8 protein-coding genes are annotated in these 12,149 nt (G+C 45.6%); 4 read left to right on the top strand and 4 right to left on the bottom strand.

All coding sequences use genetic code 11. The annotated features are described in order from the left end of the window. Positions 1-9 precede the first annotated feature (9 nt). Entirely contained in the window at positions 10-1,026 is a 1,017-nt protein-coding gene (locus tag ABIO93_RS01515) for an alpha/beta hydrolase (protein ID WP_348063677.1), read from the bottom strand. Between the two features lie 54 nt (positions 1,027-1,080). Further along, positions 1,081-1,866 carry an alpha/beta hydrolase gene (locus tag ABIO93_RS01510; protein ID WP_348063675.1) on the bottom strand — a complete coding sequence of 262 codons (786 nt, stop codon included), beginning with the start codon at positions 1,864-1,866 and terminating at the stop codon, positions 1,081-1,083. 320 nt (positions 1,867-2,186) lie between these two features. On the opposite strand from ABIO93_RS01510, the gene ABIO93_RS01505 reads away from it, so the two are divergent. The 3 genes from ABIO93_RS01505 to katG all read left to right on the top strand — a co-directional run bounded on the left by ABIO93_RS01505 (position 2,187) and on the right by katG (position 8,824). Then, the gene (locus ABIO93_RS01505) at positions 2,187-4,442 is read left to right on the top strand and encodes a histidine kinase dimerization/phosphoacceptor domain -containing protein (RefSeq protein ID WP_348063673.1); all 2,256 of its coding nucleotides are present in this window, start codon (positions 2,187-2,189) and stop codon (positions 4,440-4,442) included. Positions 4,443-4,450: 8 nt separating this feature from the next. Further along, positions 4,451-6,403: a sigma 54-interacting response regulator gene (locus ABIO93_RS01500; RefSeq protein WP_348063672.1), complete on the top strand. Its 1,953-nt coding sequence runs from the start codon at positions 4,451-4,453 to the stop codon at positions 6,401-6,403. A 147-nt stretch (positions 6,404-6,550) separates the two neighbouring features. Next, positions 6,551-8,824, top strand: a complete 2,274-nt coding sequence (gene katG / locus ABIO93_RS01495; RefSeq protein ID WP_348063671.1) for a catalase/peroxidase HPI — start codon at positions 6,551-6,553, stop codon at positions 8,822-8,824. Positions 8,825-8,901: 77 nt separating this feature from the next. On the opposite strand, the gene ABIO93_RS01490 is transcribed toward katG, so the two are convergent. Continuing rightward, positions 8,902-10,335, bottom strand: a complete 1,434-nt coding sequence (locus ABIO93_RS01490) for an RNA polymerase sigma factor (RefSeq protein WP_348063670.1) — start codon at positions 10,333-10,335, stop codon at positions 8,902-8,904. A gap of 157 nt (positions 10,336-10,492) precedes the next feature. On the opposite strand from ABIO93_RS01490, the gene ABIO93_RS01485 reads away from it, so the two are divergent. Then, the gene (locus tag ABIO93_RS01485; protein WP_348063669.1) at positions 10,493-11,089 is read left to right on the top strand and encodes a short chain dehydrogenase; all 597 of its coding nucleotides are present in this window, start codon (positions 10,493-10,495) and stop codon (positions 11,087-11,089) included. Between the two features lie 151 nt (positions 11,090-11,240). On the opposite strand, the gene ABIO93_RS01480 is transcribed toward ABIO93_RS01485, so the two are convergent. Continuing rightward, positions 11,241-12,047, bottom strand: coding sequence for a hypothetical protein (locus ABIO93_RS01480; RefSeq protein WP_348063668.1), 807 nt, complete (start codon positions 12,045-12,047; stop codon positions 11,241-11,243). Positions 12,048-12,149 lie beyond the last annotated feature (102 nt).

Raw genomic sequence — 12,149 nt, 5'->3', positions numbered from 1 at the left:
AAGTGAGTTTTATTTGGCGAGAAAAAAGTCTAACAGTGCCTTTTGTACCTGCTCCGTCTGCTCCTGGACTACCCAATGGCCCGATCCCATGATTTTAGCTTCACTTACATTGGTAGCCACCAGTTTGGAATGATCTTTCAAAAATGCTGCTCCAAAATATTCGCCTCCCAGTGCCAGCAATGGCATTGTCAGTTTTGTTTTGGCAAATACAAGATTATCCTTACCATCCTGCGGAAAATTCCCAAACCAGTGAAATGCGCCGGTAGTACCACCTTTCACCGCATACGCACGTATAAACTCGTCCGTTTCTTCTTTGGTAAATGGTTCTTTTACATGTCCTACCATCGGCCAGAAATTGGTTAAAAATTCCCTTTCTCTGCCAGCTACAATGTTTCCGGATGCAGGCCAGCCGAAAAAGCCAAACCACCATGCGCTAGCAGATACCTGGCTCCAAACTGGTTCGATACCCGGCAATAACGCGTCCATCAGTGCCAGTTTCTTCACGTCCGTCGGGAACTGTGCAGCGTAGGCGTAGGCGACCATTAGCCCGATATCATGGCCGGCGAGGTTGATGTTGCTGTAACCCAGCTTTTTCATAAGCTCGTGCAGGTCGGTAGCCATTGTTTTTTTGTCATACCCTCCGTCCGGTTTATCCGACTCACCTACCCCGCGGAGATCTGGCGCGATGACGGTAAAGTGTTTGGACAACTCGGGCAAAAGGCGGTTCCACATGTACCAGTTTTGCCCGAAACCGTGCACCAGCAGCAATGGTTCACCTTTCCCACCGATTACATAGTGAATGTTCACGCCGTTGACCATTGCGGTTTCATGCTTGAAATTCGATGGCGGATCGGCGGGTTTGACGTCGGTTGCCGCAGAGGTACTGTCTGTTTTTGATTCTTCTTTTGCGCCTGCTTTTTCCGTATTGCAAGCCAATATGGAAAAGCAAAGGCTCAGGGACAATAGGCCTAATAGTAATTTAGCAACGATGGACGAGCTGCCTTTTGAGTAATGTACGGTATTCATAAAACTTTGGTTTTGGGATGTAAAAAATTAAGTAAGAACTTCAAAATCAAATCATTAACAAATCGTTTGCAACCAATCTTGAATGTATTCGGCCACTTCCTGCCAGCCTTCCTGACCAAGCACATAATGCGTCCGGCCATTGAAATTTTTGTAGTCTGTGACCGATCCGGTGGATTTGTACTTGCGGTAATTGTCGTAGTTGAGCGAGTCGGGAATGGTATGGTCTGCGGTGCCGGAAATGAGTAACAGTGGGGCGTGCGGTTTGGCAAAATCAACTTTCGCAACGCTGGTAATCGTGTCCCGGACAATCAGTTTCGACTCCGGAATTGCAAGCTTATAGTATCCCTCCTTTTGCACTTCAATAGGCAACCCGTTCGTAAATCCGTACTGCCACTGCTTGAAAGACATCATGAAAGTCTTGCTTGTCGGCGTAAAAAAACCAAGCGGCCCCCAGCCAGCGATCAGAAATGATAACCTGAACGTCATGATACCCTGAGGTGGCACGGAATGGATGGCGATACCAGCCTTGGCCAGTCCCCTTTGAAGCAACAATTGCGTGATGAGCCCGCCGATAGAATGCCCGATCAGAATGGGTTTCTCTGGCAGATTTGCAACAATTTCCGCGTAATATTCGACCAGGTCGGCCAGCCTGTTTGAAGCAATAGCGGAATCGGGATGCCGGTTGCGAAGCTCTTCCGCCGACGCGTCCTTATTGGGCCAGGAAGGTGCCAGCGTTTTGTATCCCAGCTTTTCAAAATAGGGTTTCCATTCGTCCCAGCACGCATTGCTGACAAATGCACCTGTGACAAATAAAATAGTTTTTGCCTGATCGTTCATCATTTTGTCCTTTGGTTTCCGTGACTAAATCCAAAAGGATGCCGAAGCATAACTAATTGTAAAACAGCTCGTTATAATTTAAAAATTGAGAACATCCGACTGTATTTCGTTTGTAAACGTTTCGCCCGACGAAATGTCGTTGGGTAAAAAAGTTTAATTTGTGTTTTTACAATGAGTTGGTGTTTTTATTTTAATACAAAAACCTCATTTAAACCCTTTTCTGAGCGATATTTGAGCTATTATGCAATTTGTCTGTCTGCAAGATATTGTTGCATAAATGCTGGTACGCTTTGTTAGACGCTCCTATAAACTTGCGCTTGTGTATGCTGAAAGTCCTGATGTTGCTCTTTGCGTCGTTGATGGTCTGTTCGTCTTCCTACGGCCAGTACCTCGGACCTTTTACATCAAAGGATACAGCGCCACTTTTGGCAAAGCTCAGAAACTGCCCGCCCGACACAAGCCGGGTCATGCTGACAATCCAATTAAGCGATCAATATTTTTACCGGGCCGGCAGAACTGCCAATGAACTGGATAGTGCTGTGTTTTACAATAATGCTGCGAAAAAATTGGCAACATCGCTGGCCTTTGAAAGAGGTCTCGCGTTAGTTTACTTTCAGCAGGCTGACATTTTTCCATTGATCAATCTCCGGGAGAAAGGAAAAGAGGCGGGAGCAAAATCAATTGCCCTGTTTTCCAGGCAGAAAAACTATATGATGCTGGGAGAAAGCTACTACCGCCAGGCAAGCTTTTATAATTTTTCAGAAATTGAACTCAGTGAGCGGATCCGATTCTTTCAGAAATCTCTGAATGCATTTGGTCTGGCGGGAAGTACTTTAAAGAAAGGGATGGTCGCCACCACTCTTGGTGAACACTACTTTTTTCAGGGGAATCACCAACAGGCACTCTCTGCATTAAAACAAGCTTTGCAATATTTTCAACAGGTCAGATATAAACGTCTGATGGGAGTCTACGATCTTTTAGGGTTGGTATATGCTGATCTCGGTGCACCAAATGAGGGTATCAAATTTGGATTGCTTGCGCTGCGCAATGCTAAAGAATTGGGCGACAGTACCCTGCAGGTGTGCACGTTTCACAACCGTCTCGGGCTTACTTATAACTCAATCGGCGAGTATAAAAAAGCTTATGATCACTATCAGGAAGGGTTACGGATCGCGAGGAAGTACGAACATCCGGAATCCGTTCACCTAATTGCCTCCAATGCAGCGACAGCATTGAGCAGGCTCGACAGACGCCCCGAAGCAATCGCTTTGTTGAATGATGTTGTAAAAAAATACCCTTTGCAGACCACGTTTGAGAAATTGATGATGGATAGGAATTTCGTATCGCTATTCACCCAGCAAAAACAATTTAAAGCAGCTGAAAAATATGTGAACGAGTTACGGCAAATTGAAACTACCCAGTCTCCAAAAGACAATGAAACAAACGAAATACACAAAAGCCTGATCCCGTATTACCTGGCAAGCGGCAATTATCCCGCAGCAAAAAAATATCTGGCCTTGCATAAAATCTTCGCTTACAGCACCGGGACATTGAAAAACATCTGCGGAAATCTCCTTTGGCAATCTCAACTGGATTCTATTTCTGGAAACTATTTATCTGCCATCGCCAATTATCAAAAATACAGCTCCCTCAAAGATTCCATTTTCAATGAAACGAAAAGCAGGCAGATCAGACAGCTTGAAATCATTTATGACATGGAAAAAAAGGACGAAAATATTCAGCTGCTCACCAAGCAGTCACATTTGCAGCTGGATATGCTCAAACAGGCCTCGGTTGTTCAGAACATCACTTTTATCAGCATGGCTTTGCTGCTGATCATTATCGGCCTTCTGGTAGCAGGTTACAGGCTTATTAAGAAGAATAACAAAAATATGGCGGCACGCCAGGAGGAGATTCACAGCAAAAATATTACGCTGGGTCATTTGCTCACTGAAAAGGAATGGTTGATCAAAGAAATCCACCATCGGGTAAAAAACAACCTGCACATGATCGTTGGTCTGCTGGAAAGTCAATCCGAATTTCTGAAAGGAGATGAAGCGCGGATGGCCGTCGCGGAAAGCCAGCACCGGATACAGTCGATGTCGATGATCCATCAAAAACTTTATCAAAGCGAAAACCTCTCTTCTATCGACATTTCCTCCTATATACACGAACTGGTCCAGTTTCTGAAAGACAGTCTCAATCCGGCTGCAACCATCGTTTTTGAGCTGGATATAGCACGTTTGGAAATGAATATCAGTCACTCGATTCCCCTGGGCCTGATCCTGAACGAGGCGATCACCAATTCCATCAAGTACGCATTCCCGAAATATCGCAACGGAAAAATAACGGTTAGTCTCAAACAATTTGCTCCTCAGCATTTTACCTTAACTATTGCCGATAATGGCATTGGGCTTGCTCCTGACTTTAGCATTAGTAAATCGGGTTCTCTTGGCCTGACCCTCATCCAGGGACTTTGTGACGACATTGGCGGCCGGTTAAGTATTGGCAGCAATAATGGCACCGTAATATCAATTGATTTTCAATATGATAGCGTAATTGAATTAGCAATAACCTAACAGGCAAGATGGCCAGTCAAAAAATACTCATCGTTGAAGACCAGTTTATTGAAGCAAATCACCTCCGCATCATGTTGCAGCGGGCCGAATACACGGTTTGTAGTGTGGCGCGATCGGTAGAGCAGGCAGAGGAGATTCTGGAAAAAGAAAAACCGGACCTTGTGCTGCTGGACATATTTTTAATGGGGAAAAGAACCGGTATCGATCTGGCCGTGCAGTTACGTGAGGCCAATATTCCATTCATCTATCTGTCGGCCAATTCCAATGAAGAAGTCCTGAATGCTGCAAAAGCAACACATCCGAATGGCTTTCTGGTTAAACCATTTCGTGAAAAAGACTTGTTAGTAGCCTTACAGATTGCGCAGTACCATCATGAAAACGGATTGGAATCACAGCTCCGCAAAGAAACATTGCTACAAACGCAATTGGCAACCATCACGACCGGTCAGGCCAACTGGGAGCAAAAGTTGCTGATGATCGCGCAGGTTTTGCAGCCATTTATCTCGTTTGATTTTTTGGTGGCTGGTTTTTCAGGCGAAACCAATGCTGGGTTAACCAATACCCTGCATTTTTTGAGGATAGGCTTCAATGAATATCAGATCATGACGCTGGCTGGCCTCCAGGTGATTTCCAATCTTAAAATGAGTGAAATTGAGTCGCTGCAATCCAAGACCACGGCAGGTGCCGACATTGAATTTTACAATGACGCAAAGTTCAGATCAGTAGTTTCTGAACCTTCCATGCGGAAGATTATCGCGACTATTTTTGGCATGAATGCAATGCTAAGCCTGCCGCTGCCGCAGGCTTCCGAAAATGATAAACCATTCACTTTCACCTTTTATAACCGTCGCGAAGATGCCTTTACGCAGGATCAGGTCGCGCTTGGGCACCGCATACGACCATTTTTGACGCTTGCTACCCAAAATATGCTTGCCCGAGGAGGCAACACAAACAGTGCAAATTCTGCTCACGTGACCCCTCCCCTGCCCTCAGTCTCACCTAATGCGGTTTTCGACGATATCATTGGGCAAAGTCCGCAGCTAACGGCGGTGTTTGACCTGATCAGCCAGGTCGCGCCGGTGGATACTTCCGTACTGATCACGGGGGAAAGCGGGACTGGGAAAGAGCGCGTTGCGGATAGTATCCACGCACTTTCGCCCAGAAAGGACAGCGCGCTCATCAAGGTCAATTGCGCCGCATTACCGATAAACCTCATTGAATCGGAGCTTTTTGGTCATGAGAAAGGTGCTTTTACGGGCGCATCTGAAAAGCGTACCGGGCGGTTTGAGCAAGCCAATAATGGCACGATTTTCCTGGACGAGATCGGTGATATGCCGCTGGAAATGCAGGTTAAACTGCTTCGCGTTTTGCAGCAAAAGGAAATTGAGCGTATTGGGGGCAAAGCGCCGATCAAAGTAAATATCAGGATTATTGCAGCCACAAACCGGAATCTGGAAAAAGAAGTCGCCGAGGGGCGTTTCCGGCTCGATCTGTATTACCGGCTCAATGTATTTCCGATCCAGCTTCCGTCTCTGGCCGACAGAAAAGAGGACATTCCACTGCTTGTCAACCACTTCGTTCAGGTATATTCCAGAAAAACCGGACGGAAAATTTCGGGGGTTTCAGACAAAGTTTTGAAGAGCTTGCTTACCTACGGCTGGCCCGGCAACATTCGCGAATTGGAAAATGTAGTGGAAAGAAGTGTGCTTCTCGCCAAAAATAACCTGATCGACCACGTTCACCTTCCCGAACAACAACCGAAAAAGATTTCTGAAAGAGCCGAAGAAGTGCGGCTTAAAACCATTTTCGAAAATGAAAGGGACTATATCATGGAAGTCCTGAAAAAGTGTAACGGTCGCATCAGAGGCGTAGACGGCGCAGCCGAAATTTTGAATATCCCCCCTACTACCCTGGGTTCGAAAATGAAGAAGCTGGGTATCAGGAGGGATTTTAGTGTGTAATTGGTGAGCACGACTGGTGCCGAAATAGATTTTAACTATTAAAATATAGAATTAATCGATTGTGATTATTATATCCAAAACTATAACTTGCCACCCTGCACAGTTACCCGAGGCAGTATCAATCAGATTAATCATGAACTTGTAACAATGGAAAACGACTCAAATGACATCGGTAAATGCCCGTTTCATAATGGCACTATGCAGCACAATGTGGGCGGCGGCGGCACCAGGAACCGTGACTGGTGGCCTAATCAGTTAAAGCTCAACATTCTGCGTCAGCATTCATCCCTATCCAACCCCATGGGCGATGATTTTGACTATGCCAAAGCTTTCAAAAGCCTTGATCTGGAAGCAGTGAAGCAAGATCTTCATGCCCTGATGACCGACTCACAGGACTGGTGGCCTGCCGATTTCGGCCATTACGGACCATTGTTTATCCGCATGGCCTGGCACAGCGCGGGTACATATCGGGTAGGCGATGGCCGCGGAGGTGCAGGCGCAGGACAGCAACGTTTTGCTCCATTGAACAGCTGGCCGGATAATGTGAGCCTTGATAAAGCGCGCAGACTGCTTTGGCCGATCAAACAAAAATATGGCCGTAGCATTTCCTGGGCGGATTTGATGATCCTTACCGGTAATATCGCCCTGGAATCAATGGGCTTTAAAACATTTGGCTTTGCAGGCGGACGCCCAGATGTGTGGGAGCCCGAAGAAGATGTTTACTGGGGTTCGGAGAATACCTGGCTGGGTAATGACCATCGCTATGGACATGGCTCGCCGGGTGTTAGCGGGCATGGTGTGGTGTCATCAGATGAAGATCCGGGACGTAACATTCATACACGCGACCTGGAAACACCGCTTGGTGCCGCGCACATGGGCCTCATATACGTGAACCCCGAAGGCCCCGACGGTAATCCTGATCCGATTGCTGCTGCAAGAGATATCCGCGAAACATTTGGCCGCATGGCCATGAATGATGAAGAAACGGTTGCTTTGATCGCAGGGGGACACAGCTTTGGCAAAACCCACGGCGCTGCCCCTTCCGATCATGTTGGCGTTGAGCCCGAGGCTGCTGACGTAGAGCTGCAAGGCTTGGGATGGAGAAACAGCTATGGTTCAGGCAGCGGTGCGCACGCCATTACCAGTGGATTGGAAGTGATCTGGACCACAACGCCTACGCAATGGAGCAACAACTTTTTCGAAAACCTTTTTGCCTTCGACTGGGAATTGACCAAAAGCCCGGCTGGTGCACACCAATGGGTTGCCAAAAATGCAGGCGACATTATCCCTGACGCATACGACAGCTCGAAAAAGCATGCACCAACCATGCTTACTACCGATCTTTCTTTGAAGTTTGACCCGGCATACGAAAAAATATCCAGGCACTTTCTGGAAAACCCGGATGCATTCGCAGACGCATTTGCCCGGGCGTGGTTCAAACTCACTCACCGCGACATGGGCCCGCGCGAACGCTACCTGGGGCCTGATGTACCGGCAGAAGTGCTCATCTGGCAGGATCCTATCCCGGCAATTGACCATGCATTAGTGGATGAAAATGACATTGCTGCATTGAAATCTAACATACTGGCTTCCGGATTGAGCGTATCTGAACTGGTTTCCACAGCCTGGGCTTCGGCCAGTACATTCCGTGGCTCCGATAAGCGCGGTGGCGCCAATGGTGCACGCATTCGCCTGGCCCCTCAAAAGGATTGGAAAGTGAACAACCCTGCACAGCTGCAAAAAGTACTGGGCATACTCGCAAGCATTCAGAGCGAGTTCAATGGTACGCAATCAACCGGTAAGAAAGTTTCACTGGCGGATTTGATCGTACTCGCTGGCAGCGCTGGTGTTGAAAAAGCAGCCGCCGATGCAGGTCATCCGATCACGGTTGGCTTCACGCCTGGCCGTATGGATGCTTCGCAGGATCAAACTGACGTAGAATCAGTGGGTTACCTGGAACCTGCGGCTGACGGTTTCCGCAATTACAGCAGAACCCGTTTCTCTATATCCACCGAAGAATTGCTGATCGATAAAGCTCAGTTACTAACCCTGAGCGCGCCCGAACTGACCGTGTTAGTGGGTGGTTTGCGCGCATTGAGTACGAACTTCGATGGTTCCAAAAACGGCGTGTTTACGCAGCGTCCTGGCCATCTAACCAACGATTTCTTTGCAAATCTGCTTGATATGAACACATCTTGGAAAGCTATCGGTGACGATAGGGAGCTATATTTAGGAAGTGACCGAAGTACTGGTCAACCCAAATGGACCGCCACCCGTGCCGACCTTGTGTTTGGATCCAACTCAGAGCTGAGAGCTATCGCAGAAGTGTACGGAAGCGCTGATGCGCAGGAAAAATTTGTGAAGGATTTCGTAGCAGCTTGGACAAAAGTGATGAATCTGGACCGGTTTGATCTGGCTTGATTTTGAGTTTTTGGGTTTATGAATTCGTGAGTTTAGAAGAGAGGGCGTCCCGGGTTGATCTGGGGGCGCCCTTTTTTTCATTCGGCGAAAGTAATTTCTACGACACCATTTTCCCCATCTTTCCCATATTTTTTCAGCCCTTCCGCTGCATTGAGCTGGTTAAGATTGTATTTCTTGTTCGAAAGGTTAATCGCTTCGTTCATTTTCAATGGGGTGCCATTAATCACAAGATGGTTGACATCTCCGAGGAATGAAAAACGCCCGCTTCCTATAAATCTGTTCGTATTGAAATCCACTTTTACATTGTCACCCAGGAAATAAAGTTTTCCGGTTTCTGACCAAAGTAATTTCTGCGCGTAAAACGTACCCCGCGACAATTTCACTTCCAGTTTTTCGGCTGCGGGGCCATTTTCTGCAATTACATTTGAATTGGAAACTGCTTGTACTTCGATATTCCGGTTTTTTAACTGAACAGGTAGTTCTTTTGCCGGATTTGTGGAGTTGAAACTCAGACTTGCCATCAGTAATCCTCCCAAAGTGTTTAAATTTTTCATTGGTTCCGAATTTTTAGTTTTTTCAACTATGATGGGATTATCCGAAATGGTGGCAGCCATGGAGTCAGAAAATATACTTTGATCAATCCCACCAGTATTTGAATCTAATTCGACGAAACTGTCCGGTGTTGGAATAGCGACTTCGGATATGACCGAACTATCCTTTTTTGTTTTTGAATTGAAATAGAAATTGGAAGATCCTGTTAAAATCACCGCGGTTGCAATTCCCCAAATACCCGTTTTCAGATAGATTTTATTTGAGATAACAGCAGGTTTATATTTCGGAATGGTTGCTTCGTTAAGATCAGGTCTATTAAGCGAAAATTTCCTTTCGGGTAGCACCGAAAAACCTCTTAACGTATCTGCAAACAGGTGGTCAATATTCCAAAGTTTATAGGGAAATAGCAAAAACAGAATGCCTCTTTTCCGCTCTCTATTTTCACGAAGTTGATCATGAAGAAGTTCGCGGATCTTTTTCCGGGCTCTTGCCAAATGTGATTTTGAAGTCCCCTCGCTAATGCCCAGCTCGACTGCGATTTGAGCGTGCGTAAAGTTATCGACAACGTAAAGATTGAATACAAGTCGTTGATGTTCAGGTAGATTGTTTATAACCGCTAAGAGTTCTGTCTCTGAAAAAGTAAGATTTTCGCTTACCGGATTCTCCTCTGGAATATCATCGTAAATGGAAAAATATGAGGCGGTAGGGATAAACTTTTCATGCTTCTTTTGCTCGCGAAGGTATTGCAATGCGACATTGACAACGATGCGTCGTAGCCACGCCTCGAATGGCCCCTTGTTTTCAAAAGTGGAAACCTTACCAATGGCAACAACAAAAGCATCATGCGCCAGATCCTCAGCAGTCTGCCGGTTTTGCGTATACCGGCAGCATACACCGATCATTTTGGCGATATTTTGTCTGTAAATAGCTTCCCAAAAATTGTCTGACCTTTTATCCATATTGAAATTTTACGTTTCAATGATGCAATTTCTTTAAATGGTTGCAGTCACATTCTGCGAATTATTAACTTTTTTATCATTATCTGACAAAAAGGTAAGTAATTGCCAAAAGTATAAGTATTCAATAATTCCTCTCTCAAAAAAACAATCGTACTCAATGAAAATCATTATTGTAGGTGCCACAGGCACTATCGGCAAACATGTCGTGAAGGCGCTGGAAGCAAACAACGAAATTATTAAGGTCGGATCAAAAAGCGGCGATTACCAGATAGACATGGCTGACCTGGCTTCTATTGAAGCTTTATTCGAAAAAATAGGTCACTTCGACGCGCTGGTCAGTACGGCTGGAGACGCCCATTTCGGCCCGCTTCCGCAAATGACCGAAACAGAATTCAGAAAAGGTGTTGATAGCAAACTGATGGGGCAGGTTAATCTCGTGTTGGTAGGTCAAAAATACATTAATCCAAAAGGCTCATTTACATTGACTTCCGGAACCCTGAGCGACGACCCGATCATATACGGGGCAGCAGTTGCAGCGATCAATGGCGCATTGAATGGCTTCGTCAAATCAGCATCTTTGGAGCTCGAAAACGGTGTCCGCATTAACGCAGTAGGGCCCGGTGTGGTGGAAGAATCACCGTCATACTTTCCCTTTTTCCCGGGCGACATTCCAGTAGCCATGCACCGGGTCGCACAGGGTTATGTGAAAAGTGTGCTGGGAGGACAAACCGGACAGGTGTTTAAAGTTATTTAGGTTGAAAACCAATGCTAAGTCTGCTAGTCTAATATAACTGTAAGCGTCCCTGAACAACCAACAGGGACGCTCCTACTTGAAGCACCGCGTTAGATAGGACGCTCAATATTAAACAAGCACATGATTCACCTTTTCATAATACCAACGTTATTTATGGAGTTTGTGAACCTGTCATAGGAGGTTTTATCCAATCATATGTAAACTTCAATTTCATGTATTTATTAGGCTCAATGGGAGACATATTCCTCGTATATTTTACTTCCTGATGGGAGAATATACCATTGTTATTAATTCGTAGTCCCGCATCAACATTATAGAAATTAGAGTTATAGATAACATCGAAAGTAAGGTAAAATTGATCAATTGGTGTACGAATCTCAGCACTGGCTACCACAATCTGGTAGATTTTCTTACGGTAGCCTGGTGGTAGTGTGGCAAAGCTAACAGGATTACTTTCCTTAAAAGGTAAGTATGCGTCAGTGGTTGAATTTTCGTTTACAAAGTTTCCTTTAGATAGGCTACTAGCTGAAAAGTCCAACCTCACATCCCTCAATGGTATATGTCCATTATTTTCTAAAAACACCATTACTGTGTATCCCCCAGCGGGAGAAAGAATCCTCCGGCGTACAAAAACTCCGATCGTAGGTGTAACGTCTCCACCAGTGACAAACTCACTCAAACTGTTCTGTAAATCGATTACATTCCGTTGCATAGAAATTATGTTTTCATTTCTCCTGCCAAGCTCAGCCTGTAATTCAATTATAGCATCTGATTTAATTTCAATCGAGCTAGATTTGGCCTCAATTGTATCCGATTTGTTTTGAAGTTTTTGATAAATCTTATTCACTTCTCTTTCTCTCTCCCCTTCTTCGGCTTTCTCTACAAGCTCCTTTTGCACTTGCAAAAATGGAATTGTGCCAGCAAGAAGTGCTGTTATAACGGTTAGTATCGTGATCATTTTACCTAATTGACGAGATGATTTGAACATTTGTTTACTGGAAATCTTTAATCAAACGCCTGCATTAAGGATAAATGGTGTAAAAGGGCTACCACTTCAAGG

It is taken from the genome of Dyadobacter sp., assembly GCF_039919315.1.
Lineage (GTDB): Bacteria > Bacteroidota > Bacteroidia > Cytophagales > Spirosomataceae > Dyadobacter.
This window is presented reverse-complemented; position numbering and strand designations above follow the sequence as displayed.

Excerpts from the sequence above, each read along its gene's own strand:
- ABIO93_RS01515 (WP_348063677.1), bottom strand. The coding sequence starts at position 1,026 with ATGAATACCGTACATTACTCAAAAGGCAGCTCGTCCATCGTTGCTAAA.
- ABIO93_RS01510 (WP_348063675.1), bottom strand. The coding sequence starts at position 1,866 with ATGATGAACGATCAGGCAAAAACTATTTTATTTGTCACAGGTGCATTT.
- ABIO93_RS01505 (WP_348063673.1), top strand. The coding sequence starts at position 2,187 with ATGCTGAAAGTCCTGATGTTGCTCTTTGCGTCGTTGATGGTCTGTTCG.
- ABIO93_RS01500 (WP_348063672.1), top strand. The coding sequence starts at position 4,451 with ATGGCCAGTCAAAAAATACTCATCGTTGAAGACCAGTTTATTGAAGCA.
- katG (WP_348063671.1), top strand. The coding sequence starts at position 6,551 with ATGGAAAACGACTCAAATGACATCGGTAAATGCCCGTTTCATAATGGC.
- ABIO93_RS01490 (WP_348063670.1), bottom strand. The coding sequence starts at position 10,335 with ATGGATAAAAGGTCAGACAATTTTTGGGAAGCTATTTACAGACAAAAT.
- ABIO93_RS01485 (WP_348063669.1), top strand. The coding sequence starts at position 10,493 with ATGAAAATCATTATTGTAGGTGCCACAGGCACTATCGGCAAACATGTC.
- ABIO93_RS01480 (WP_348063668.1), bottom strand. The coding sequence starts at position 12,047 with ATGATCACGATACTAACCGTTATAACAGCACTTCTTGCTGGCACAATT.